This window comes from Streptomyces sp. NPDC001339 (genome assembly GCF_042895955.1).
Classification (GTDB): domain Bacteria; phylum Actinomycetota; class Actinomycetes; order Streptomycetales; family Streptomycetaceae; genus Streptomyces.
The window spans coordinates 254,414-279,387 of sequence record NZ_JBIAWT010000003.1; the positions used below are offsets into that span (position 1 = coordinate 254,414).

Genomic DNA, 24,974 nt, shown 5'->3' on the forward strand with positions numbered 1-24,974 from the left:
AAGGGCCTTTGTGGGAATGCGCGCAGCAGCCGCATCGGAATGGAACGGTGAAGGGGCGTGAAGGAAGGGGAGTTGGGCGTGGAGACGAGGCCGGCGTGCCGCGAGTCGGGCCGGGAGGCCGGGCTCGGTGGCGGCGGCCCGTGGCAGCGAGTCTCCTCGACCCCGCGCGACGCCATCAGGCGTGCCGCGGAGGCTCTTGCGATACGCCCGTGTTCCTGGACGCTTCCCCGACCACGCTCCTGGACGCTCTCCCGACCACGCTTCCGGACGCGGTCCCGACCAGGCATCCCGGAGGCGATCCCCGACGCGCTCCTGGCGCCTTCCTGAGCCGGGATCCGCCCGCGTCCTCCCGGGACGGAGCGGTGCGGTCCGTCGCCGAAGCTCCCTTAGCCCACTCGTTGCGTGACACGCCGACGACGCGCGCCATCCAACGGGTGAATTCTTCGCTTCCTGCCACCCGAAGAGCCCAGGGGGTACCTCGAACGCAACGTTTTCCAGTGGTGCGCGGCCGCGATTCGGCTGACGGTGATCACGTCGCTACTGCGATCCGATGTGCCGACAAAGAGTCAGCCTTCGCAGTCGCGCCGAAAGGAACATGTCCCCATGCGCACTGCTCGCACACTGTTCGCTTCGGCCGCTATCACAGCGGCCCTCGCAATCTCTGCACCCGCCGCCAATGCCATGATCATGGAGGACATTGCCTCGAAGGGGAGTGCATCCTCCAGCGACGACGACCACGGTCGGAACGGCAAGCGCGACCGTGACGATGACCATGGGCGGGACTACGGCCGTGACCGGGACCGTGACCGTGACCGCGACCGTGACGACTGCAAGAGCCGCAGCTGGGGCGGCGGCCATGACAACGGCAACGGCCACAGCTGGGGCGGCGGCCACGACAGCGGAAGCGGCCACAGCTGGGGTGGCGGCCATGACAGCGGAAGCGGCCACGGCTCCTGGGACCGCTGCCGGAAGCCGAGCGGCGGCGTCCACACCGGTGGTGGAGCCCTCGCCAAGGTCGTGGTCAACGACTGGGACGACGACGATGACCACGGGCGTGGCGGCGGCCGTGACAACGACTGGGGCAACGGCAGCCGGGACCACGACCACGGCGGCTGGCGCGACCACCACCGCCGTCCGCACGGCGGTATCCACACCGGTGGCGGTGGGATGGCGACCGGCGGCAGCCTGGCGGCAGGCTCCGTGCTGATGCTCGGTGGTCTGGGAGCCGGTGCCTTCATGCTGCGTCGCCGCAACGCCTCTGGGTCTGCGACGGCCTAAGAGGCTGCCCCGTACGGAGGTCGCTACGCCGTCGCGGCCACCGTTCCTCGTGGACGGTGGCCGCGACGATTGCGTTCGACGGCCTCCCCGCCTCGCCGCTGCCCCCTACATGAAAGGCCTCCGCATATGACTGCCCAGCAGTCGCCGCCCCAGCCGAGTACGAACCCGTCCCGGACCGCCCAGGCGCCCCGCCCCGTCGGCCGCGGCCTGTTGTGGTCCGCGGCAGCGTTCCTGCTGGGCTCCCTCCTCGTCTACAACTCCGTGGACACTTCGGCGGATCCCAAGCCGCAGTCCGGTCCGGCCGTCGCCGCCTCCGCGAGTCCCAGGACGACCGGTTCCTCCTCGGCGGCCGTCCGGGGCCTGGAGATGGCCCGCTCCGCGCCGCGACGGCTGAGGATTCCCGCGATCGCCGTCGACGCCCCCTTCACCCCGCTGTCCCTCGGCCCGAGCGGCCAGCTCGACGCTCCGCCCGCGGCGGACAGAAACCTGGTCGGCTGGTTCAAGGACGGCGCCTCCCCGGGGGAGCGTGGAGCATCGATCCTCGCCGGTCATGTCGACACCAAGACCGGACCCGCGGTGTTCATGCAGCTCGAGTCGATCAAGCCGGGCAGCACGATCAACATCTCCCGTGAAGACGGTACGGTCGCGATCTTCAAGGTGGACTCCGTCGAGACCTTCAACAAGAAGCAGTTCCCCAATGACCGGGTCTACGCCGATGCGCCGACCGCGCAGCTCCGCATCATCACCTGCGGTGGCGCATACGACCGGAAGGTCAGGGATTACGTGGACAACGTAGTGGTGTTCGCCCACCTGGCATCGTTCAGACGTGCCTGATCCGGGGCGGGGCGGGCCGGGGAGGGTAGGGTCCGGCCCGAGCCCGCCCGCTACACGCCGGCTCACCCGGTCGGCCCAAGAGCCGGCCAAGAGTCGGCCCCAAGGCCGGCCCGGCCCAAGCGGCGGCCTCATCGGCGGACCGCCACGGCCGGGTGTCGGGTGGGGAGAGCCGGGCAAGCCGCCCCGCGCACAGCGCCGGGCGGAACTGACGGCCCAATGACGGCCTACTGACGGTCTATCGTGGCCGCATGTCCGCCCCAGAGCTGATCCGTATCGTCTCCCGTGACTCGCCCATGGCCCTGGCCCAAGTGGAGCGCGTCCGCACCGAACTCGGGGTGCTCCACCCCGGAATCGCCACCGAGGTCGTCCCGGTCAAGACGACCGGCGACCGCTGGATGGGTGCGCTCTCGCAGGTCGAGGGGAAGGGGGCGTTCACCAAGGAGGTGGACGCGGCCCTCCTGGCCGGTGAGGCGGACCTCGCGGTGCACTGCGTCAAGGACATCCCGGGCGACCGCCCGTTGCCGGCCGGCACGGCTTTCGCGGCCTTCCTGGAGCGCGATGACGTTCGCGACGCCCTGATCCATCCGGGCGGGCTCACCCTCGACGAACTCCCCGCGGGCACCCGGATCGGCACGTCGTCGGTCCGCCGGATCGCCCAACTCGCCGGCTCCCACCCGCATCTGCAGTGCGTACCGATGCGCGGTAACGCCAACCGCCGCATGGAGAAGCTCGCGGCTGGCGAAGCGGACGCACTGCTGCTGGCGGTCTCCGGCCTTGAGCGCATCGGCCGGACGGATGTGATCAGCCAGATCCTGTCCGTGGACGAGATGTGCCCGCCCATCGGTGCCGGCGTGCTGGCGCTCCAGTGCCGTGAGGGCGACTCCGACACCATCGATGCGGTCAGTGGCCTGGGGCACCCCCGGACGTACCAGGAGACCACCGCCGAGCGCATGCTGCTGCACGTCCTGCAGGGCCACTGCAACAGCCCGATCGCCGGCTACGCGAAGACCGACCGGCGCGGCGAACTCTCCCTGCGCGCCTGTGTGTTCACCCCGGACGGCAAGACCGTTCTCAACGCGCACGAATGGGCCGGGCCGCTCACTCCGGAGACGCTCGGTACGTCGGTGGCGGTCGCCCTGCTCCGCCAGGGCGCGCGCGAGCTGATCGACAGCATCGCGCACTGACGGCTGCATCGCCGGGGCGGGAGGCCGGACGGATCGGATGGGCGGATCGGCGGACGGATCGGATGGATCGGACAGGCGGTCGCGGGGGCGGATCGGACGGGCGGTCTCGGGGGGGGCTGAATCCGGCAGGGAGGCTCGGCCGAAGCGGACCACGGCACCCACCGAGCGCACCGCCCGGCGGGCGTGGTCCACCCGGGCGTGATCCACGGGGTGTGATCCACCGCGTGTGATCCACCACAGCCAAACCGTGCGTTCGGTCATGAACGGGAATCAACGGTCTCGGAATCCCGATATTCAACGGTCTCAGGCTCCGGACTGATCTTTGCGTGCCCGCCGCACGCATGACAGGATGTCGGCGCCGCACGGGGGAGCGGCGCATGAGCGGGGACAACCTCCCTTAGCGCACCAGGAGTTCAGCTCACACCTGAAGTGGTGGTGCTCCTTCTTCCCGGGGCGGCGAGACCTGCTGAGCCGCAGCCAACAACACACACGGGAATGGAAATCGGACACCGAGATGAACACCACCGCCATCACAGCACAGACTTCCAGCCGCACGCCGATTTATGAAGAAATGGTCGAGAAACACGGCGATGTCCTCGCCGAAGTCCGCGAGGTCGCCGAGCATTCGCAGCAGAAGGTGTCCCAGGCCCTGGACTGGAGTGATCTGCGCCGCCCGCGCGACTGAGGGGCATCGGCCCGGGGCTCCGTGAGAAGGTTTGCGCCCTTCGCCCGTCGCCGGTCAGCCGCCACTCGTCATCCCGTCAGCCGGCCCGTCGTGGGAACCATCCGTCCCCGCGGAATTCCGTCAGCCTGCCGTGGGGAAAACGTCCAGCAGTCGCGGTGGAGCCGCTTGCTTCCACGAGTCCACGAGGATGTCCCGCAGCTCGTCCATGTCCTCCAGTTCGGCGAGCCGAACCCGCACCCACGCCGAGCCGGCCTCGTGCGGAGGCACCCAGAATTTCTTCGGCTCCGCCGCGATCAGTTCCCGCCGCTCGTGGATCGGGCACCGCACGGCGAAAGACGTCTCATCGTCGGGGATCGTGAGGAACATCTTCCCGGCGACCCGGAAGGTGGGCATCTCCCAAGCGATCTTCTCCACTGTTTCCGGCAGGGAGAGGGCGATACGGCGGACATCAGCGGAATCGATCACGCCACCACTTTAGGCACATGAGGACACACGCGAAGAGCATGAGGACGCGCGCGGAGACATGCGGCAGGGGCTTCGGCTCGGACGAACGGCCTCGTGGGCGGCGCAGCGAGCGGCGCCGTGAACAGTGTCGTGAACGGCGTCGTGAACGATGTCGTGCGGCGCCCGGAACCCCCCGGAGGTAACCTGAAGCCGTTGCCCCTGCCCAGGCCGGGGAGGTCGGTAGATGACCTCGTGCGAGAGCCCCCGCCCCTGCAAGGCGGATGCGCCCCGCTACCCGCCGATCGCCGAGCACGGCCTGATCGGCGATATGCGTACGGCCGCCCTCGTCGGGACGAACGGCACCATCGACTGGTACTGCTGCACACGCTTCGACAGGCCCAGCGTCTTCGCCGCGATCCTGGACGCCGAACGTGGTGGGGCCTTCGAGCTCGCCCCGGACGTGCCCGCCCGGACGAAGCAGTTCTACTTCCCCGACACCAACATCCTGATCACCAGGTTCTTCGCGGACCACGGTGTCGGCGAGGTCCAGGACTTCATGCCGATCGTCGGCGACTCGCGCGAGGCGGACCGCCACCGGCTGATCCGCCGGGTGCTGTGTGTCCGCGGGGCGCTGCCCTTCACCGCCCGGGTGGCGCCCCGGTTCGACTACGGCCGGCAGGCGCACACCGTGCGATGCCGGCAGGGTCACACCGTCTTCGAGTCGGCGGAGCTCTCGCTGGCGCTGACCTCCAGCGTTCCGGTCGAGATCGACGGCCCGGACGCCTGGTCGTCCTTCAAACTGCACGAGGGCGAGTCGGCGGTTTTCGCGCTCGACCGGATCGGCGAGGGGGTGGAGCCGCGGGTCTGCGCGGTGCGGGAGGCGGAGGAGCAGTTCAGCGCCACGGTGAGGTACTGGCGCGGCTGGCTGTCGCAGTCCCGTTACCGGGGGCGCTGGCGGGAGATGGTGCACCGCTCCGCACTGACTCTCAAACTCCTCACCTACGCACCGACGGGCGCCATTGTGGCCGCGCCGACCACCAGCCTGCCCGAACAGATCGGTGGCGAGCGCAACTGGGACTACCGCTATGTGTGGGTGAGGGACGCCGCGTTCTGTATCTACGCTCTGCTCAGACTGGGATTCACCGACGAGGCCAAGGCTTTTGTGCATTTCCTCTCCGGTGTCATCTGCCGGGACTGCGGGGCCGCGTGTGGGGCCGGCGCCGGATCCGGGGCTGGGGCCGGGGCCGGTTCCGGAACCGGCAGCCCGTTGCAGATCATGTACCGGATCGACGGCCGCAGCGAACTGCCCGAAAGCGAGCTGTCCCACCTGGAAGGCCATCTGGGCTCGGCACCCGTACGTATCGGCAACAACGCCGTCCATCAGCTCCAACTGGATATCTATGGGGCCCTCATCGACTCGCTCTACCTCTACGACAAATGGGGGGAGCCGCTGTCCAGCGACGAATGGGACACCATCGTCGGTCTGGTCGACTGGGTCTGCGACAACTGGGATCAGCCGGATGAAGGAATCTGGGAAACTCGCGGCAGGACCCAGAAATTCCTCTACTCGCAGTTGATGTGCTGGGTTGCGATCGAGCGCGCGATGCGGATCGCCGGGCACCGCGGCCTGCCCGCGGATATGCTCCGCTGGGGCCGGGCCCGTGACACGATCTACCGGCGGATCATGGAACGCGGCTGGTCCGCGGAGCGCAAGGCGTTCGTCCAGCACGAAGGCGATGATGTCCTCGACGCGGCCGTCCTGATGATGCCGCTGGCCAAATTCATCTCGCCCACGGATCCGAAATGGCTTTCCACCCTTGATGCCTTGGGCGCGGACCTGGTGTCCGATTCCCTGGTCTACCGCTACGACCCGAGCCGCAGCCCGGACGGGCTGCGCGGCGAGGAGGGTACGTTCTCGATCTGCTCCTTCTGGTACGTCGAGGCGCTTTCTCGTGCGGGGCGTGTGGACGAGGCCCGGCTGGCCTTCGAGAAGATGCTCACCTACGCCAACCACCTCGGGCTCTATGCCGAGGAAATCGGCCGCACCGGCGAACAGATGGGCAATTTCCCCCAGGCGTTCACCCATCTCGCCCTGATCAGCGCGGCATTCAACCTGGACCGGGCGCTGGGGTGACCGTGCCGGCTGGGGTGACCGTGCCGGGAGCAGCTTGATCCCGTGCCGTGGGGCGACTGCCTCCGCACAGCCGCGGACAGCACGGCGTGTGAGGTGGGTCACGTCGTAGCGAGGGATGAGGGGGTGGGGGGCGAGGGTCACGCCACCTCGGTGGTGAAGTGTCCGGTCTGCGGGTTTACCTGTTCTTTTCGGGGTGTTGGCCGGAGGTGCTTGCCTTCGGGGTGTGGAGGTGGATAGCGTACCCAGCGGTCTAAAGCTTTCTGGACAGCTTTAGTGAAAGATAAACCATGGAATCGGTTCCTGGGTGGGGGAGAAGCATGCAGATCAACGTTGCCGTCGCTTACCACAGCGGATACGGCCACACCGCCAAGCAGGCGGCGGCCGTGGCGGCCGGCGCGGAGAAGGTGCCCGACACCCGCGTACACCTGGTCTCCCTCGCCGAGTTGAACGACGAACTCTGGGAGACGCTGCAGGAGGCCGACGCCGTCATCTTCGGTACGCCGACCTACATGGGGGGCAGCAGCGCGGTCTTCCGCACGTTCGTCGAGGCCACCAGCCAGGTCTGGGGCGACAACATGCGCTGGAAGAACAAGATCGCGGGCGGCTTCACCAACAGCGGCAACATGGCAGGCGACAAGCTCAACGCTCTCATCGACATCGCCCTGTTCGCCGCCCAGCACGGCATGATCTGGGTCGGCCTGGCCGAGTACGGCGGCTGGAACACCTCCTCCGGCAGCCCCGAGGACATCAACCGGCTCGGCAGCTGGCTGGGCGCCATGTCCCAGTCGAACAATGACGAAGGGCCCGACGTCACGCCCTGCGCCAGCGATCTGCGTACCGCGGAGATGCTCGGCCGCCGGATCGCCGAGACCGCCCACGTCTACCGCGCCGGGCGCGCCGCGGTGGATCTGGAGGACGTGTCCGGCTGAGGCCGATCTCCGGCAGCCTCTTCTGAGGCGCCTCTACGGGGGAATAGTCCAACAGGCCTTCGGGGGCGGTCGGTTGATGGCGCATGCCCGCAAGTGGGAGCCGCCGCCGTTTCTTTCTGCCCCAGGTGCCAGGTGCTGTCCCTCACGGTGCCCTCGCTCAGGCTTGACCCGGGTGCCCCGCTGCGTGAACCGGTGCGGAGACGAACCTTTCGTCGGCCGCTCGGGCACCGACATCTCACCGGGAGCGGCTCGGGCGAGCTCCGCTGTCCCGCGCAGCACACGGCGGCAGGCCTCCCTTCGACAGCTCCCACCTCTCTTTCTGTACCTCTCTTTCTGTACCGCGCCCGCGGAACCTCGCGCGCCCGGCGATTCCCGGCGATTCCCGGGGATTCCCGGCGGCGTCCGCCCGTGCGGCCGTCCGTCCTGCCATTCCACGAGGAGACACGAGGAGATCAGCCATGTTCCAGACCACGACCGACACCGAGCTGGCGGGCAACCCGATCGACGAAGTGATCGGCTCCACGATCCGCTACGCGGCGTTGACCACCGCGGCCAAGCTCGGCATCTTCACCGCCCTGGAGCAAGGCGGACCCAAGACGCTCGACGAGCTGGCCGCGGCCATCGGCGCCAGTACCGACGGGACCCGTGCGGTCGCCGACGTGGCCGCCGTCCTCGGGTGGCTCACCCTGGAGGACGGCCGCTATCGCAACGGTCCGCTGGCCGAGCGCTGGCTGGGCAAGGGCGCCGAGTTCGACTTCACCCCGGCGCTGCTGTGGGCGTACGAACTCACCAACGTCCTGTGGGAACTCCCGCAGGCCGTACGGGACGGCAAGCCCGCGCAGTCCCTGTGGGAGCGCTGGGCCGACAACCCCGAGGCCGGGCGGGACTTCGCCGCGTACATGAAGGTCAAGTCCCGGCTGACGGTGGACGCCATCGTCGACGCCGTACCGCTGCCCGACGGGGCCCGGCGCCTGCTCGACCTGGGCGGTTCGCACGGACTGCACTCCCTCGCCATGTGCCGCCGGCACCCCGGGCTCTCCGCGACCATCCTCGATCTGCCCGAGGCGCTCGCCGACACCGGCACCGCGATCGAACAGGCCGGCCTCGCGGACCGGATCACCCTCCAGCGCGGCAGCTTCCTCAGCGGCGACCTCGGCAGCGGCTACGACGTGGTGTTCCTCTTCGAGATCGTGCACAACCACACCGACGCCGAGAACCGGGACCTGATAGGGCGGGCCGCCAAGGCCCTCCGGCCCGGTGGCCGGATCGTGGTCCTCGAAGACGTCCGGGGCGAGCGGCCCGAACCGCACAACGCCGCGTTCTCCCTGGCCATGTACGCCTGCTCCGGTGACCGCACCTACAGCCTGCCGGAGATCTCCGGATGGCTGACGGACGCCGGCCTGAAGACCGTCGAGCGGATCGCGCTGCCCTCGTCCGTCTCGCTGGTCGTCGGCGGCAAGTAACGCCGGCCGTCGCGGAAGGGGGGGAGCACCATGCAGATCGATCTGGCACACCGGTCGACCCGTTCATGGCAGATGGCCGCGGACCTCGCGAGAGAGGTGTACGCCCAGGCATACGGCGCCGAGGTGGTGCCCCGGCCCGATTCGTTCATCGTCGCCCGCCCCGCCTGCTGCCCGGCCGAGCAGCCTGCCGCGCCACTGGCCTGCGCGGGGCTGACCTTCGGCCGGGACCAGGCGCTGTTCTCCGAGCACTACCTCGGCACCGGCGTCGAGGAGGCCATCCTGGCCCGCCTCGGGGTCGTGGTGGACCGGCGGCGGGTGGTGGAGGTGGGGGCGCTGGCCACCCGCCGGGTCGCGGTCGGCCGGGAACTGGTCAGAGCCACCCCGATCATCGCCTGGTGCTTGGGTATGGAGTACATCCTGTGCACTGTCACCCGCCGCCTGGTCGCCATGCTGGGCCGCACCGGCATCCACTTCGTGCCGTTCGCTCCCGCCGACCCGCGCCGGCTGCCGCCCGACGAGGCGGGGCGCTGGGGCACGTACTACGACCATGAGCCTCAGGTCGGCATCATCGCCCTGAACGCGTTGGACCGGCTCTTCTCCGACGCCACCGGGCGCTACTCCGTCACCGACCTGCAACTGAGCATCAGCGCCATGGAGGTGGCCGGCCATGCGGGTCATTGAGGAGAGCCTGGCGCGGCTCGGCGAGTCGCAGCGCCCGCTGATCGAGGTGCTGGACGAGGACGGCGCCCTGGCGCGCACCCTCACCTACCGGGAGGTGACGCGCCGGGCCGCGGACCTCGCCCGGCGGCTCGGCCCACGGGACGGCCGGCCGGCGCGTGTCGGCGTGCTCTGTGGCAACACCCCCGAATTCGTCGTCACCGACCTGGCGTTGGTCATGGCCCGCGCCATCGAGGTCCCGGTTCCGCTCGCCTTCTCCGCCGAACAGGCCGCCGGTCTGCTGGAGGACACCGACCTGTGCGTGGTGGACGCCGCCGGAGGCGCGCGCCTGAACGAGTGGGGGAGGAGCCGGGTCCTCCCCCCGGGCTGTACGGTGCTGCCGCTGTCCGTGGACGGGCCCGTACCCTCCGCGCCCCTCGTGCCGCCGCCGGCCGGCGCCGCCCCTGCGGACTGGGAGTGCAAGGTCATCCACACCTCCGGAACCACCTCGCGCCCCAAGGGCGTACGGATCCGGGCCCGGGCGATGGACGAACTGCTGGGCTCCCTGCGCACGGTGATGCCGTCCGGCGCGTTCGCCCGCTACCTGTCGGTCGTGCCGTTCAGCCTGCTCATCGAGCAGGTCACCGGCCTGTACATGGTGCTGCTCGACGGCGGGACGCTCGTCCTGATGCCGCCCGGCGAGGCGCTGGTCGGCACCGCGGCGGGGGCCGCCGCCGACTGCCTGCCGTATGTGGCGGCCGCCCGGCCCACCGCGCTGGTCGCCACCCCCACGCTCGTCGACGCCTTCGCCACCGCGGCGGACGGCGCCGCGGAGCGCGCTCGCCCAGTGGCCCCGGCGCTGTTCGGCACCCGCGAAGCACCGCTCATCTGCTGCGGCGGGGCACCCGTACACCCCGACCTGCTGCGCCGCCTGGACGCCCACGGCCTGCCCGTCCACGAAGGGTACGGGCTGTCCGAGAACAGCTCCGTGGTCAGCTGGAACACCCCCGCCGCGCGCCGCCTCGGCACCGTCGGCCGTCCGCTGCCGCACGTCCGTGTCCGCACCGCCGACGACGGCGAACTCCTGGTCCGCAGCTCCTCGCTGTTCGCCGGCTACACCCGTAACGACCCCTCCAGCCTCGTCCTCGACACCGACGGCTGGCTGCACACCGGCGACCTGGCCCGGATCGACGAGGACGGCTTCCTCACCATCACCGGACGCAAGAAGAACGTCATCATCACCGCGGCCGGCCGCAATATCGCCCCCGAATGGGTCGAGGCCCAGTACGCCCGGCTGCCGTTCGTCCGCGCGGTCGCCGTCGTCGGCGAGGGGCTCGACGCCCTGCACGGGCTGTTCCTCGTCGAGGAGGCCACCGACATCACGGCCGCCGCGATGGCCGTCCGGGAGTTCGGCCAGGCACACCTATCCGAGGTGGAACGGGTCGCCGTACCGCACTTCCTCGCCGACCCGCGGCTCTACCGCAGGTACTTCACCGTCACCGGACGGCCGATGCGTCAGGCCGTCCGCACCGCCCTCGCCAACGGAACGCTGTACGACCACCAAGGAGCTGACGCATGACCGCGCACGCTGACGTCCGGCCCTATGGCGCCGCCACCGGCCGGCTCGTCCTGCCCGCCGACGACAGGTCACTCGGCGCACTCGACCTCGCATGGGTCACCGGCCTGCTGGCCGACGCCGGATTCCTCCTCTTCCGGGGCTTCCGCACCGGCCTCGCGGAGTTCACCTCCTTCGTGAAGGCGCACTCCGGCCGGATCACCCTCGACCCGGCGCGTTCCTTCCACGGCGGCGAGGTCGCCCAGAAGGTGGACGCCGGCACCGGCGCCGTCGGCCTGCACCTGGAGAACGGCAACAGCCCCTTCGGTCCCGACCTCACCTGGTTCCTGTGCGAGAAGGCCGCCGCCAGCGGCTCCCAGACCACCGTCTGCGACGGCTACCGCGTCTGGGACGCGGCGAGCGACACCGCCCGCGCGGTCTTCGGCACCAGGGACATCATGTACTGCCGCCGCGTCGAAGAGCACAAGTGGAAGGCGTTCGTCTGCCACCAGACGGAGGGCCGCAAGGAGCCCGGCGACGTCACCTTCGCCGATATGAGGGAACTGGTCGGCGGCAGCGTCTCCACCACACTCCAGCTCAACGACGACGGCTCGATCCACTACGCGTACCGCACCGGCGCCGCCCGTCACACGCTCTTCGGCAGCCGGCTCGCCTGGGCCAACAGCGTCTTCGGCCCCTCGTACAACTACGAGGCACCCCGCATCACCTTCGCCGACGGCACCGCGATACCCGACGCGCTGCTCGCCGAACTCCGCCGGCTCACCGACGACCTGACCGAGGAACTCGACTGGCAGGACGGCGATGTGGCGCTCATCGACAACACCCGGGTGATGCACGGCCGCCGCGAGATCCTCGACACCGACCGGACCGTCTACAACGCCCAGAGCTACCTCGACCCGGCGCTGCTGACCGCCGTACGGACCGGAAGGGCACAGGGATGACCGGCACCACCGCGGCCCTGGGCCTGGACGACGAGCGGGTCCGCGCCGTCCTGGACGAGATCGCCCGCACCGCCGCACGCGACGACCAGGACGTGATGCGGCGCGCCTACGCCACCGCCGCCGACTGGCCGCAGCCGCCCACCGCCCAGCAGGCCGCCGACCTGTGCGCCCAGGCGGCGCTGCCCGTGCACCCGGAGGTCGGCACCTTCCTCTACCAGCTCGTACGGGGCCGGCGTCCGGTACTCGTCGTGGAGTTCGGCACCTCCTTCGGCGCGTCCACGCTCTACGCGGCCGCGGCGCTCCGCGACAATGGCGGCGGCCTGGTCATCGGCTCCGAGCTGCATCCCGGCAAGGCCGAGCGGGCCCGCGAGCACCTGGCGCGGGCCGGGCTCGCCGACTACGCCGAGATCAGGACCGGCGACGCCCGTGAGCGGCTCACCGACCTGCCCGGGCCGCCCGACCTGGTGCTGCTCGACGGGTGGAAGGAGCTCTACCTCCCGGTCCTGAAGGTTCTCGAACCGCAGCTGCGCGCCGGCACCCTGGTCGTCTCCGACAACCTGCCGATGCTGCCCCGGGAATTCCTCGACCACGTCCGTACCGCCGGCCACGGCTACCTCTCCCAGCGGCTCCCGCTGGGAGACGGTATCGAGTTCACCGTCCGTCTCCAGGAAGGCCCCTCGCACCGATGACCCACCGCACCCACCGACGCACCCTCCTCCGGGCCGGCCTCGCCGCGCTGCCGCTGGCCGCGGCGGCACCGGCCGTGGCACAGGCCGCCGAACGGCCCGGCCGGCTCACCGCCGCCGCCGTCGCCCAGTGGACCGACGCCTATCTGGAGGCCTGGCGGACCAAGGACGACGCCGCCGCCGTGCAGCTGTTCACCCCCGACGCCGTGTACGAGGCGGTGCCCGGCGTACCGGAGCAGACCTTCCGCGGCCGGGAGGCGATCGGGCGCTACTGGCGTGAGATCACCGTCGGCCAGAGCGACATCACCGGCCGCCACGGCACACCGATCGTCACCGGGGACCGGGCGGCCGTCGAACTCTGGGTCACCCTGCGCTCCGCCGCGCTCAACCCCGACGGCGACCACTGGGCCACCCTCCTGGAGACCAACATCCTGCTCTTCGCCCCCGACGGCCGCTGCCGCCGCAACACCGAGTACTGGAACCTCCAGACCGGCCGCCTCACACCACCCCAGGGGTGGGGCACGGCATGACCGCCGGCCGCCCGGCCCGCCGACCACGCCTCAACGGCGGATCAGCACACCCTCCTCGATGGCGGCCAGCGCGATCCGCAGCTGTTCGCTGAGGGCCCTGGCGGTGTGCTCCGGAATGCGGTCGACGAGCCGGGCATGCACGGCGGTCGTGGCGCGCACCGCCGCCTCCGCGGTCTCCACCCCGTGCGGGGTCAGCTGCACCCAGCTGCTGCGGGCGTCGTCCTCGGCCGCCGCGCGGGTGACGTACCCCGCGGCCACCAGGCGCTTGACCACGTTGCTGGTGCCGCCGGACGACAGCAGGAGAGCGTGGGTGAGCTCGGTCGGCTTGAGGCGGTACGGGGCGCCGATGCGCCGCAGGGTGGCCAGCACACCGTACTCGGCCTGGGTCAGCCCCAGCTTCTCCAGCTCGGCCGCCGCCGCGGTGTCGAACGCCGAGACCAGCAGGGCGCTGCGCTTGGCCAGTTCCAGGGGCAGACCGGCGATTTCGGGCAGCTCCTGTCCCCAGGCCGAGATGATCTCGTCTACGTGGTCAGGCTCCACTGCCATCCGCCTTCTCTCTGCCACACGCTCCGTTCAACGATAGCCCACCGCTCCGGTGGAACCGTTTCTGACCTGCGGAGACCCGGGGCGGTCGGATCGGCGGAGCCGTCCCGGCCCACCATGGCGGGCGGGCCGGGACGGACACGGATCACCGGGGCACGGATCAGGGTGCGATTCGCCAGCTCAGCTTTCCGGACAGCGGCTTGCGCAGCGCCGGGTCACGCACCGCGTCCGTGCGGTCGGTGGCGCGGGCGGTGACCGTATGACCGTGGCCGTCCGCCGGAACGCCGAGGGTACGCGGCACGACCGAGACCCGGCCCCGCGCGGCCTTCTGCTCGCGGCCGTCGACATACCACCTCACCTGCGCGGAGGCGGGCACGCCGACCCGGATGCGGTCCCCCCGGCGCAGCGCCCGGTCCGTGGCGACCGGGCTGCTCAGCACGCTCGCGTGGCGGTAGAAGGCGGCGATCATCGCCTCCCGGCCGGGGAGGTTGAACTCCCGGCCGAGCGTCCGCATGATCGAGTTCTCGGTGGGCCGGTTCAGCCCGAACTGGTAGTAGCCGCCGCCCTCGTACGCGCCGACCGGGCCGCCGTCCGGCGACTGCTGGCCGATCCAGCGGTACCACTTCTGCTGCTGGGTGGTCATCTCGTCGGCGGACAGCTTGCTGAGGTTGGACTCGGCGGGCTCGGGCCCGGTGTAGGTGCCGTCCTTGCCGTAGTCGTACTCGTCGGCGAGCTTGCCGAGGGAGTGGCCGGTTTCGTGCACCGCGATCTGGTCGGACTTGTCGTTGTCGGAGGAGGCGGTGGCGATCCCGTCGTAACCGACCTGCGAGGAGACGTCGTTGTAGCCCGCACCGCCGTACTTGGTGGAGTTGCCCAGGACGACGACGAGGTCGGCGGCCGGAGCCTTGGAGGCGTACGCCTCGACCTTGCCGGTGTCGACACAGAGCAGGCGCTCGATGCCGGAGCAGAAGAAGGCGGAGTCCAGGGCGGTGTCGCGCACCACGTCCTTCGACGGGTCACCGGAGACACCGGACTCGTTGGAGACGGCGTCGACCGCCCAGACGTTGAACAGGCCGGTGTACGAGGCGTACGGCTCGACCGCGGAGATCTTGGCCCACTTGGCGCGGACGTCGGCGTGGAAGTCCTCCTGCTGTGCGGCGGTGTAGCCGTCGCCGACGAAGACGATGTCGAGCTTGTCGCCGACCGGGCCGTTCTGCACGATCGGGGTCACATCGCCGTCGCCGGCGGTGATCGCGGCCTTCGCGGTCCGGGAGAGCGGCTTCGGGGCGGGGACGGTGGTGTGCCGCGGATGGCCGCCGGATCCGGTGAAGTACTCGACCTGCTGGGTGTGTCGGGTGTCCGGGACCGGTCCCGGGTCCGGGGCGCCGTGTGCCGTGGTCGCGGCCACTGTGGTGGCGGCCAGCGCGGCGGCGGCCAGGCCCGCGGCCGCCGCGGTCCGTATGGAGAACCGTATGGAGGTACGTCTGAGCATGGGGGGTTGTCCTTCCGAGTCCCACTGAGGAGAGGGGCTGAACCGGATTCAAGCGCGCTCAACGTAAAGGCTTCGGCGGACAGGAGCAATGGATGATGCTTCAAACGACCTGCTGAACAGGAGAGTTCGGGACGGAACGGGCGGCCGTCAACGTCGGGCGTCCGCGTCGGTCAGCGTTCGATGCGCGGGCGCAGTTCCTGGGCCAGGGCGAGGGTCAGGGCCCGGAAGATGCGTACCTCCGGGTTGGTGTCGTCCGGCCGGACGGCGAGGTAGCTGCTCGCCCAGGGGGCGTCCAGGACGGGGACGAACGCCGCGCCCGGCCAGGCGTAGTAGCGCGCGAAGGACTTGAGGCCGGAGCCGGCCGCGCGTCCGGCGACCACACCGGTCAGGACCTCCTGGGGCGTCAGCGCGCAGTCCGGGCTGCGGCGCTGTGCCTCGTGGTGGAAGTAGAGGTAGTCGGTGAAGGCGGCCGGGGTGTGGCCGGGTACCCGGAAGAAGGGCAGGTCGGCGATGTCCGCGACGCGTACGCCCTCCTCCCGGGCATCCGCCAGCGCGGAGGTCTCCGGCACCGCCACGATGCGCTGTTCCGTGGTGAGCCGGTCCACGGCGATGCGCTCATCGTCCGGTGCCGGCCGGATGAACGCCACGTCCACCCGGTCCTCGGTGAGCGCGGTGACATGCTCGGTGAAGTTCAGCTGCCGCAGCTCGACGGGGATGTCGGGGCGGGCCCGCCGGAAGGCGTTGATCGCGGCGGGGGTCAGCTCGGCCGAGCCGTGGCCCATGATGCCGATCCGCAGGGGGCGGGGCGTATCGGGCAGGGGCTCGCGTACGACCTCGGCGATGTCGTCCAGTGCGGCGTTCGCGGCGGCCAGCAGGGTACGGGCGTGCCCGGCCAGCCGCGTTCCGGCGCGGGTGGGGGAGACCGGGTTGCGGTGCAGGAGCTGGGTACCGAGTTCGCTCTCCAGCTGCCGCACATGCTGGGTGACCGCGGGCGGGGAGAGGAACAGCCGGGCGGCGGCCCGTTTGAAATGCCGTTCCTCGACCACCGCCAGGAACGACGACAGCAGGCGAAGGTCCATGTCGGCCACCTTAAAGGGACGGCTGGGCGGGCCCGCAGGGGCATTCATGATTCGTGAACGGGGGCCGCGCCGGCGGACCGGAGGTGGTGAGACTGAGCGCCATGAACAGCTCAGTCGAACATCCGGTGCGGCCCGGAGCGTACGCCGCCGACCACGCCACCGGACCAGCTCCTTCACCACCGCGGCGTCCCTACGGGCGGCGCGTCGCCTGGATGATGACGGCCTCCGGCTGGAGTGCCAACCAGTTCTCCGCGCTGCTGGGCGCCTACCGCACCGAGGCGGGCCTGTCGGAGTCCGCGGTGACCGGGCTGATCGCGGTGTACGTCGTCGGCCTGATCCCCGGACTGCTGGTCGGCGGCCCGCTGGCCGACCGCTACGGCCGTCGTCCGGTCGCCCTCCTCGCTCTGGGTGTCAACCTGCTGTCGACCTGTGTGCTGATGGCGGGCTCGGCCGCCACGTGGTGCCTGCTGCCGGGCCGCGTACTGACCGGCCTCGGCGCGGGCACGCTGCTGGCCGCCGGCAGCGCATGGGTCAAGGAGCTGTCCTCCCCGCCGTACGACCCGACGGCGTCGCCGGGCACGGCGGCCAAGCGGTCGGGGATGTTCGTCTCCGCGGGCTTCGCCTCGGGAGGGCTGGCCGCCGCGCTGATCGCCCAGTGGGCGCCGTACCCGATGCTCTCCGCATACCTGCCGCACCTCGTACTGGCCGTGGGCGCGGGAGTCGCCGCGTTCGGCGCGCCGGAGTCCCGGCCGGAGCGGTCCCGGCCGGCGGCGGAGTCCGGCGCCGCCTCCGCCGCACCGGTGCCGGAACCCTTCCCGCGGGCCCGTTTCTGGCGGGCCATCCTGCCGGTCGCCCCCTGGGTGTTCGCGGCCCCGACGGTCGGCTTCGTCACCCTGCCCCGCCTGGTGGACGGCGGCATGACGGGCTGGCAGACCGTCTACGCCGGAGTCGCCACCGCCGTCGTCCCCGGTGCCGGGCTGGCCGTCCAGCCGCTGGCCCGGCGCCTCGCCGCCCGGCACCGGCTGGCCAACGGGGTCGCCGGACTCCTGGTCATCGCGGCCGGGTTCGGGTGCGCCGCACCCGCCGCGGCCACCGAGCAGCCATGGCCGGCGCTGGCCGCCGCCGCGATCCTCGGCGCAGGCTACGGGCTGACCCTGAGCTTCGGCCTGACGGTGGTCGCCGCCCTCGCCCCGCGGGCTCGCCTGGCCCGGCTGACCTCGCTGTTCTGGACGCTGGCCTACACCGGCATGTTCACGCCGTACGTCCTCACCGCGCTGTCCTCCGCCGCGCTCGGCGTGCCCGCGCTGCTCGCGGCGGGCGCCCTTCTGGCGGTGCTGGTCTGCGCCGTGTTCGTCCTGCTCAACCGGGGCCGGGGCGGGGTCACTTCGCCGGTACCACCTGCTTGACGTACGCATCGCTGAGGTCGCGTATGTCCACAGAGGCATGGACGGTCACACCGGGCACCGACTCCGTGTGGCTGCGTACCAGGTCCAGGATCGCCTGGCTCAGCGCCGACTTGGTCTCCGCCGTACGGCCGGGCAGGATCGCCAACTCCACGTGGACCAGGGCCTGCCCGGGCTCGTCGTACGCGATGACGCTCTCGTCGATGCGGCGGAAGCGGGTCTTGCAGCTTTCGATGGTGACGCCGTCGGCCGTCCTGGCGGCCAGTGAGTGCAGCTCGCGGGCGAAGCGGCGGCGGTCGAAGGATTCCTGCAGCGCTGCGTCGTAGTCGACGAGGAGATGCGGCATGCTCTCGTACTCCTTGCGGTTGCGGTTGCGGTTGCTGTTGCAGATGCGGAGTTGCGGATGCGGAGTTGATGTGGAGTGGTGGACGCGGACCGGGTACCCGGACGGGGACGCTACCCGACCGCCCGGGGAGCGGATCCGCCCGGTGACCAACAGCACACATACTGATCAGTAACGTTACTGCCGCGCGGCCCTAAAGTGAGGCCGGACGGCGTCGCCGGGCACCCGGCGACGGCCCCGCACCCCTCGATCCGACCAGGGAGACTGCATGCGCTCTCCGAAGGACTTCTTCCGCCCGCTGGCCGTCGGCGCCCCGACACCGGTGCGCGAGGTACCGTTCCGGCCCTCCCGGATGATCCACTTCTTCGACCCCGGCAACGAGAAGATGGCGGCGAAGGTACCGGCCATCGCTCCCACCGTGGACGTCCTGCTCGGCAATCTGGAGGACGCCGTCGCCGCGGACCGCAAGGAGGCGGCCAGGTCGGGCCTGGTGAAGATCGCCAAGGCCACGGACTTCGGCGACACGCAGCTGTGGACCCGGATCAACAGCCTGGACTCGCCGTGGGCGCTCGACGACCTGCTGACCCTGGTCACCGAGATCGGCGACCGACTCGACGTGATCATGGTGCCGAAGGTGGAGGGCGCCGAGGACATCCACTACGTCGACCGGCTGCTCGCCCAGCTGGAGGCCAAGGCGGGGATCCAGCGGCCGATCCTGGTGCACGCCATCCTGGAGACCGCCACCGGCGTCGCCAACGTCGAGGAGATCGCCGGGGCCAGCCCCCGGATGCAGGGCATCTCGCTCGGCCCCGCCGACCTGGCCGCCAGCCGCCGGATGAAGACCACCCGCGTCGGCGGCGGCCACCCCGGATACCTCGTCCGCGAGGACCCGCACGGCCCCGACGGCGCCGCCCCCCGGGCCACCTTCCAGCAGGACCTGTGGCACTACACCCTCGCGCGGATGGTCGACGCCTGCGCGGCGCACGGCATCCTGCCGTACTACGGGCCGTTCGGCGACATCAAGGACACCACCGCCTGCGAGGACCAGTTCCGCAACGCCTTCCTGCTCGGCTGCGTCGGTGCCTGGAGCCTGCACCCGGTACAGATCGCCATCGCCAAGCGGGTCTTCTCGCCCGCCCCGGCCGATGTCGCCTGGGCCCGTAAGGTCATCGACGCCATGGGCGACGGCACCGGCGCGGTGATGATCGACGGCAAGATGCAGGACGACGCCACGTACAAGCAGTGCCAGGTGGTGGCCCGGCTGGCGGACGCCCTGGCCGCCCGCGACCCCGAACTGCGCGACGCCTACGCCGCGGCGGAATTCCCGCAAAGCTGAGGACCAGCACGACGGACCAGCACGACGACGAGGAGTATGACCGATGCCCGACGCGACCCCGCGGCCGCGCCGCTCCGTGCTCTACATGCCGGGCGCCAACGAACGCGCCCTGGAGAAAGCCAAGTCCCTCCCGGCCGACGCCCTCATCCTCGACCTCGAGGACGCGGTCGCCCCCGACGCCAAGGCGGACGCCCGTAAGCGGGTCGCGGCCGCCGCGGCCTCCGGGGAGTACGGCTACCGCGAGGTGACGATCCGCGTCAACGCGCCGGGCACCCCCTGGCACGCCGACGACCTGCGGGCCGCCGCCGAGGCCGGGCCGGACGCGGTCGTCGTGCCCAAGGTGGAGTCCGCCGACACCGTACGGGAGGTCGAGCGCGCACTGGAGGCGGCCGGCGCCCCGGACCGCACGGCCGTCTGGGCGATGGTCGAGACCCCGCGCGCGATGCTGGACGCCCGCGCGGTGGCCGCCGCCAGTGAACGGCTCACCGTGCTGGTGATGGGCACCAACGACCTGGCCAAGGAGCTCCACGCCGAGCACATGCCCGGCCGCGCCCCGCTGCTGACCGGCCTCTCGCTGGCGCTGCTGGGCGCCCGGGACGCCGGCAAGGTGATCCTGGACGGCGTCTACAACGATGTGAAGAACCCCGAGGGCTTCGAGGCCGAATGCGTGCAGGGGCGGCAGTTCGGCTTCGACGGCAAGACCCTGATCCACCCCTCGCAGGTCGAGCCGTGCAACCGGGTGTTCGCCCCGTCCGCCGGGCAGATCGACCGCTCGCGGAAGATCATCGCGGCGTTCGAGGAGGCCGCCCGCGAAGGCCGTGGAGTCGCCACCGTGGACGGCCGCCTCATCGAGAACATGCATGTCGAGGACGCCCGCCGGATCCTCGCCCTTGCCGAGGCGATCGCGGGTCGCGGCGCTTGACCGACTCCGGACGGCTGGTCGGCTTCCGACGGCCGGTGGGGGTGTGCGTGAGCGGTTCACCGACCGCCGGCGCCTACGTACGCCCCCACCGGTGGACGAGGAGTTCCGTGTTGCGGTCCGCCGGCCGGCCCGCCATCCGCTCGTACGTACCGCCGCCCACCGTGGCGGCGAGTCCGGGAGCGTTGTAGGACAGCTCGCGGTAGAGGGAGGCGAGGCCCACGGCGGAGAGGTCGTCGAAGTCCGTGCGGTGGGGAGCGGCGGACTCGATGAGGGTGGTGAAGAGGGACAGCGTGCCGTCGTGGTTGTCGGCGAGTTCGAGGAGCCGCGCGTGCTGGGGGTAGTCCACGTGGGAGGCGGTGTTGACCTCCCAGAAGGCGCGGGCCGGCGTCGGATGGGCGTGCGGGGTGATGCGGTTGACGTGGCTGTGCCCGTTGATCCAGGCCACCACGTTCGGGAACCGGCTCAGCAGGGCGATGACCTCCTCGCCGTCGTGCCGGGGCTCGTCGGTGCGCGCCGCGTCGGGGCGCTTGGTCATGCTCGGGCTGTGGTGGTGGCTGAAGACCAGGATGTGCGCGTCATCGGCGGCGGCGTTGCGTACCAGGCGGCCGTCCGCGTCGTAGTGGCGCGCGCTGTGGGCGGCCAGGGTCCGCTCCAGCCAGCGGAGTTGCCCGGTGCCGAGTGATCCCTCGTAGTGGCCGCTGCGGTACGTGGTGTCGAGGCTGATGCCGATGACACCGTCGGCGAGGGGGAAGGCGTAGTACATCCGCTCGCCGTCCAGATGGTTCTCGGTGTATCCGTGCCCCACCGGGCCCGCTCCGGCGAAGGCCGGGTCGAGGTGGGCCAGGAGGTGGTCGTGCGGGGTGGCCATGCGTCGGCGCTCGTCGGCCGTCACGGTCCGGGCCCGGTGGGCGTTGCGGCGCAGGATCTCCTTCAGCACGGTGCTCTTGGGATCGTCGCCGGACTTCAGCACCCTGGCGAAGGCGGCCACATCGGTGTCGGGCAGCGAGAAGACCTTGCGCGCCCCGGTGACGTAGTCCCGCAGGAAGGGGTCCTCCGGGGCCAGGCAGCCGCCCGGCAGGTCGTCGTGGTTGCCGGGCGTCGAGTACCAGGGGAGGCGCAGGCCGGGACTGGTGACGGGGCGTATCGCGGCGTCCAGGAAGCTGGGGATCCGCGGCAGTCCGCGCAGCTTGTCCTGGTCGCGCAGGCCGGTGCCGGGGTGCCAGTACAGCGGCAGGCCGGAGTTCTGCACGCCCTCGTACGCGGCCGGGTCGCCGGTGTTGGGGGTGATGCGGCCGCCGCTCATCAGGGTGAGGAACCACTCCAGTTCCACCGCCGAGTTGTTGTCGACGTTGTCGCCCGTCGCCATCACCAGGGCCGGCGGCCGTCCGGTGTGGGGTCCGCCGCCGAGTGCGTTGACCTGCTCCACCAGCGAGACCGCGCCCGCCACCGACAGCGCCTCCTGCCCCCGCCACGATCCGGGCGACCCGGCGCGCAGGAACTCGGTCCGCAACGGGCTCTGGACGTCGGCCACATGGAGGTCGGTGAACTGGACGAAGCATGCGAGCGGGGTCCGCCGGTCCCGGCGCCCGCTCCGGGCGGCGGCGAGTTCGTCCCGTACGACGACGGGCCAGCCGGGGCCGGAGGTGAGGCGCCGGTAGCCTCCCCGGTCTCCCCGGCTGCCGGTGAGCCGGGCGGTCGTGTGGAGTGTGGTGGTCCCGTACGGTGCCGCCCGCCCCGGGGTGGGCGGGGCCGGTGTGAGGCGGGCCGGTGTCCTGTGGGTGCCGGCGGGTGGATGGCCGGCGGCCGGGTGCGTACGGCCGGGGCGCTGGTGCGGAATGGCGTGCGGGATGGCGTGGGGGATGACGAAGGCGGTGCCGGTCGCGGCGACGGCGGCACCGGAGGTGAGGAGGAATCGACGACGGTTGGTGGTGATGTCCCTGCCGGCCATGGGCCCCTCCGTGTGGCGGCCGGTGGTCCCGGCCCCCGTGGTCACCCTTCGGAACAGCTCGTTCCGAAGGGTGCGCCGTGCGCGTGGCCGGTAGTTGAACGCCTCCGGAACGTGGAACGCCGATCGGCCGTCCATACAGAAATACCCCGGACCGAATTGACGGCCGGGGTATTTCTCTGCGTATATTGGGGGCTTCTCTGTTGAAAAAGAGTAAAGAACAGATCCACCTTTCACATCGAAGAATATCCGAGCGGAGTTGAATTGTCAAACGAGGAATTGCGGCATGAGCAGGAATTCGCCGACATGCTCTACCGGCGCCTCGCCGAACTCCGGGCCGGGGCCGAAGCGGCGGTCCGCAGGGCCCTGCCCGAGGACCTGACCAACGCCCAGGCCCGCCTGGAACGCGACGTTCTGATCGGCGAGCAGTCCGGTCTGCTCGCCGCCATCGACGCGGGCGAACAGGGCCTGTGTTTCGGACGGCTGGCATTCCGGGACGGCCGCGATCACCACATCGGCCGGATCGGTATCCGGCGTGACGACGAGAACCGCACCCCGCTCGTCATCGACTGGCGCGCCGAAGTCGCCCGCCCCTTCTACCTCGCCACCGGGCACACCCCGATGGGGCTGCGCCGCAGACGGCACATCACCACCGAGGGCCGATGGGTCACCGCCCTGCACGACGAGATCCTGGACCTCACCGACACCCGGCGCACCGGACACGAGGGCGCCGACGCGGACGCCGTATTGCTGGCCGCGCTGGACGCGGCACGCACCGGCCGTATGCACGACATCGTGCAGACCATCCAGGCCGAGCAGGACCGCATCATCCGCGCTCCGCACCACGGCGTGCTCGTCGTGGAGGGCGGCCCCGGCACCGGAAAGACCGTCGTCGCACTGCACCGCGCTGCCTACCTGCTCTACGCGCAGCGGGAGCTGCTGGCCCGTCGCGCCGTGCTCATCGTCGGCCCCAACCCGGCGTTCCTCGGCTACATCGAGGAGGTGCTGCCCGCGCTCGGCGAGACCGGGGTGCTGCTCGCCACGGTCGGCGAGCTCTTCCCGGGCGTGACCGCGGACGGCACCGACACCGCCCGCGCGGCCGAGGTCAAGGGCCACGCGGCGATGGCGGACGCCCTGGCGCACTTCGTCCGCGACCAGCAGCGGCTGCCCGACCCGGTGACCGTGATCGACCACGAGGACGGCGAGCTGCGGCTGGACGCGGAGATGGCGCGCGAGGCACGGCGCCGGGCGCGCGAGACCGGACTGCCGCACAACCTCGCCCGCCCCCACTTCGCCTTCCGCGTCATCGACGCGCTCACCGCCCAGCTGACCGAGCGGATCGGCGCCGACCCGTACGGCGGTCCCAACCTGCTCGGGCCCGACGACATCGCCCAGCTGGGGAAGGCGGTCGCGGCCAGCACCGAAGTGCACCGCGCCATCGAGGAGTTGTGGCCGGCCCTGACACCGGAGGAGCTGGTCGCCGACTTCCTCGCCGATCCGGTGCATCTGCCGGACGCCGACGCGGAGGCGATCCGCCGCTCGGGCGGCGCCTGGACGCCCGCCGATGTGCCGTTGCTGGACGAGGCCGCCGAACTGCTCGGTCACGACGACACGGCGGCCCGGGTCGCCGCCGAGGCCGAGCGCCAGGAGCGGATCGCCTACGCACAGGGCGTACTCGACCTCGCCTACGCCTCGCGGACCCATGAGTTCGAGGACAAGGACGACGAGGACTCCGAGGTGCTGGGCGTCCAGGACCTCATCGACGCCGAGGCGCTCGCGGACCGGCAGGAGGAGGCCGACCACCGCAGCGCCGCCGAACGCGCCGCCGCCGACCGCACCTGGGCCTTCGGCCACATCATCGTGGACGAGGCGCAGGAGCTCTCCGCGATGGCCTGGCGGCTGCTGATGCGCCGCTGCCCGACCCGCTCCATGACCCTGGTCGGCGACCCGGCGCAGACCGCGGAGCCGGGCGGCTGCGGCTCGTGGGACGCGATCCTCGCGCCGTACGTCGACAATCGCTGGCAGCATGTCCGGCTCGGCGTCAACTACCGTACGCCGACCGAGATCATGGAGGTCGCGGCGCGGGTGCCGCGGTCCGCGGACCCGGCGTTCGCACCGCCGCGCTCGATCCGCTCCACCGGCGTACGCCCCTGGGCGCACCGCACCGACGACCTGCCGGGCGCGGTCGCCGAAGCCGTCGCACGGGAAACCCGGGAGGCGGGCCGCCTCGTGGTGATCGTCCCTCGCGGCCACCACGCGGCTCTGGTGTCCGCGCTGCCGGCCGCCTCCGCCGGACCCTCCCCGGATCTGACCAGCCCAGTGGTGCTGATCGATCCCCGGCAGGCCAAGGGCCTGGAGTTCGACACGGTGCTCGTGGTGGAACCGGACGAGCTCGGGGCGAGCGACCTGTACGTCGCGCTCACCCGGGCGACCCAGCGGCTGGGCGTGATACACACCCGGCCGCTGCCGGCCGCGCTGGACACCCTGCTGCCGTCGGCCACCGCCGCACCCGGCCGGTGACATACCGGGGCCGGGCCCTGTCGTCGCACTCCTGACACTCCTGCCCGCCG

Annotated in this window: 22 protein-coding genes; 16 read left to right on the forward strand and 6 right to left on the reverse strand. The window is 71.2% G+C overall.

What is annotated here, in order from left to right:
- The first annotated feature begins 687 nt into the window (after positions 1–687).
- From ACFY12_RS10170 to ACFY12_RS10185, 4 genes are all read left to right on the forward strand, one after another.
- A complete protein-coding gene (locus ACFY12_RS10170) occupies positions 688–1,278 on the forward strand; it encodes a hypothetical protein (protein ID WP_390715313.1) in 591 nt (196 codons plus the stop codon).
- A 126-nt stretch (positions 1,279–1,404) separates the two neighbouring features.
- A complete protein-coding gene (locus ACFY12_RS10175) occupies positions 1,405–2,112 on the forward strand; it encodes a class F sortase (RefSeq protein ID WP_390715314.1) in 708 nt (235 codons plus the stop codon).
- A gap of 248 nt (positions 2,113–2,360) precedes the next feature.
- The gene (gene hemC / locus ACFY12_RS10180) at positions 2,361–3,296 is read left to right on the forward strand and encodes a hydroxymethylbilane synthase (protein WP_390715315.1); all 936 of its coding nucleotides are present in this window, start codon (positions 2,361–2,363) and stop codon (positions 3,294–3,296) included.
- A gap of 514 nt (positions 3,297–3,810) precedes the next feature.
- Complete coding sequence (locus ACFY12_RS10185; RefSeq protein ID WP_390715316.1) at positions 3,811–3,981, forward strand: hypothetical protein; 171 nt, start codon at positions 3,811–3,813, stop codon at positions 3,979–3,981.
- 120 nt (positions 3,982–4,101) lie between these two features.
- Here the strand turns inward: ACFY12_RS10185 and ACFY12_RS10190 are convergent, their stop codons facing one another.
- Positions 4,102–4,446, reverse strand: a complete 345-nt coding sequence (locus ACFY12_RS10190) for an MmcQ/YjbR family DNA-binding protein (protein WP_390715317.1) — start codon at positions 4,444–4,446, stop codon at positions 4,102–4,104.
- A 223-nt stretch (positions 4,447–4,669) separates the two neighbouring features.
- Here ACFY12_RS10190 and ACFY12_RS10195 point away from each other — a divergent pair, with 223 nt between their 5' ends.
- From ACFY12_RS10195 to ACFY12_RS10230, 8 genes are all read left to right on the forward strand, one after another.
- Entirely contained in the window at positions 4,670–6,559 is a 1,890-nt protein-coding gene (locus ACFY12_RS10195; protein WP_390715318.1) for a glycoside hydrolase family 15 protein, read from the forward strand.
- A 317-nt stretch (positions 6,560–6,876) separates the two neighbouring features.
- Positions 6,877–7,488 (forward strand): flavodoxin family protein, encoded by a 612-nt coding sequence (locus tag ACFY12_RS10200; protein ID WP_390715319.1) that lies wholly within the window; start codon positions 6,877–6,879, stop codon positions 7,486–7,488.
- A gap of 458 nt (positions 7,489–7,946) precedes the next feature.
- Entirely contained in the window at positions 7,947–8,951 is a 1,005-nt protein-coding gene (locus ACFY12_RS10205; protein WP_390715320.1) for a methyltransferase, read from the forward strand.
- A gap of 30 nt (positions 8,952–8,981) precedes the next feature.
- Complete coding sequence (locus ACFY12_RS10210) at positions 8,982–9,632, forward strand: thermostable hemolysin (RefSeq protein ID WP_390715321.1); 651 nt, start codon at positions 8,982–8,984, stop codon at positions 9,630–9,632.
- Positions 9,619–11,187 (forward strand): AMP-binding protein, encoded by a 1,569-nt coding sequence (locus ACFY12_RS10215; protein WP_390715322.1) that lies wholly within the window; start codon positions 9,619–9,621, stop codon positions 11,185–11,187. The genes ACFY12_RS10210 and ACFY12_RS10215 overlap by 14 nt, the downstream gene beginning before the upstream one ends.
- Positions 11,184–12,125 carry a TauD/TfdA family dioxygenase gene (locus tag ACFY12_RS10220; RefSeq protein WP_390715323.1) on the forward strand — a complete coding sequence of 314 codons (942 nt, stop codon included), beginning with the start codon at positions 11,184–11,186 and terminating at the stop codon, positions 12,123–12,125. Before ACFY12_RS10215 ends, ACFY12_RS10220 begins: the two co-directional genes overlap by 4 nt.
- Complete coding sequence (locus tag ACFY12_RS10225; RefSeq protein WP_390715324.1) at positions 12,122–12,814, forward strand: O-methyltransferase; 693 nt, start codon at positions 12,122–12,124, stop codon at positions 12,812–12,814. Before ACFY12_RS10220 ends, ACFY12_RS10225 begins: the two co-directional genes overlap by 4 nt.
- Positions 12,811–13,341 carry a nuclear transport factor 2 family protein gene (locus ACFY12_RS10230; protein WP_390715325.1) on the forward strand — a complete coding sequence of 177 codons (531 nt, stop codon included), beginning with the start codon at positions 12,811–12,813 and terminating at the stop codon, positions 13,339–13,341. The genes ACFY12_RS10225 and ACFY12_RS10230 overlap by 4 nt, the downstream gene beginning before the upstream one ends.
- Positions 13,342–13,371: 30 nt before the next feature.
- Here the strand turns inward: ACFY12_RS10230 and ACFY12_RS10235 are convergent, their stop codons facing one another.
- The 3 genes from ACFY12_RS10235 to ACFY12_RS10245 all read right to left on the reverse strand — a co-directional run bounded on the left by ACFY12_RS10235 (position 13,372) and on the right by ACFY12_RS10245 (position 16,455).
- Positions 13,372–13,887: a MarR family winged helix-turn-helix transcriptional regulator gene (locus ACFY12_RS10235; protein WP_390715326.1), complete on the reverse strand. Its 516-nt coding sequence runs from the start codon at positions 13,885–13,887 to the stop codon at positions 13,372–13,374.
- A gap of 157 nt (positions 13,888–14,044) precedes the next feature.
- On the reverse strand, positions 14,045–15,376 hold the full coding sequence (locus ACFY12_RS10240) for a M64 family metallopeptidase (protein WP_390715327.1): 1,332 nt from the start codon (positions 15,374–15,376) through the stop codon (positions 14,045–14,047).
- Positions 15,377–15,546: 170 nt separating this feature from the next.
- On the reverse strand, positions 15,547–16,455 hold the full coding sequence (locus tag ACFY12_RS10245; RefSeq protein WP_390715328.1) for a LysR substrate-binding domain-containing protein: 909 nt from the start codon (positions 16,453–16,455) through the stop codon (positions 15,547–15,549).
- Between the two features lie 101 nt (positions 16,456–16,556).
- Here ACFY12_RS10245 and ACFY12_RS10250 point away from each other — a divergent pair, with 101 nt between their 5' ends.
- Complete coding sequence (locus ACFY12_RS10250) at positions 16,557–17,861, forward strand: MFS transporter (RefSeq protein ID WP_390715329.1); 1,305 nt, start codon at positions 16,557–16,559, stop codon at positions 17,859–17,861.
- Here ACFY12_RS10250 and ACFY12_RS10255 read toward each other — a convergent pair.
- A complete protein-coding gene (locus ACFY12_RS10255) occupies positions 17,836–18,360 on the reverse strand; it encodes a 5-carboxymethyl-2-hydroxymuconate Delta-isomerase (protein WP_390715330.1) in 525 nt (174 codons plus the stop codon). The two genes, ACFY12_RS10250 and ACFY12_RS10255, sit on opposite strands and share 26 nt — an antisense overlap.
- A 109-nt stretch (positions 18,361–18,469) precedes the next feature.
- Between ACFY12_RS10255 and ACFY12_RS10260 the strand changes: the two genes are divergently transcribed.
- The gene (locus tag ACFY12_RS10260; RefSeq protein WP_390715331.1) at positions 18,470–19,537 is read left to right on the forward strand and encodes an HpcH/HpaI aldolase/citrate lyase family protein; all 1,068 of its coding nucleotides are present in this window, start codon (positions 18,470–18,472) and stop codon (positions 19,535–19,537) included.
- A 43-nt stretch (positions 19,538–19,580) separates the two neighbouring features.
- On the forward strand, positions 19,581–20,459 hold the full coding sequence (locus tag ACFY12_RS10265; RefSeq protein WP_390715332.1) for an HpcH/HpaI aldolase/citrate lyase family protein: 879 nt from the start codon (positions 19,581–19,583) through the stop codon (positions 20,457–20,459).
- A gap of 73 nt (positions 20,460–20,532) precedes the next feature.
- Here the strand turns inward: ACFY12_RS10265 and ACFY12_RS10270 are convergent, their stop codons facing one another.
- Positions 20,533–22,407: a TIGR03767 family metallophosphoesterase gene (locus ACFY12_RS10270; protein WP_390715333.1), complete on the reverse strand. Its 1,875-nt coding sequence runs from the start codon at positions 22,405–22,407 to the stop codon at positions 20,533–20,535.
- Positions 22,408–22,710: 303 nt separating this feature from the next.
- Between ACFY12_RS10270 and ACFY12_RS10275 the strand changes: the two genes are divergently transcribed.
- Entirely contained in the window at positions 22,711–24,924 is a 2,214-nt protein-coding gene (locus tag ACFY12_RS10275) for a HelD family protein (protein WP_390715698.1), read from the forward strand.
- Positions 24,925–24,974: the final 50 nt, after the last annotated feature.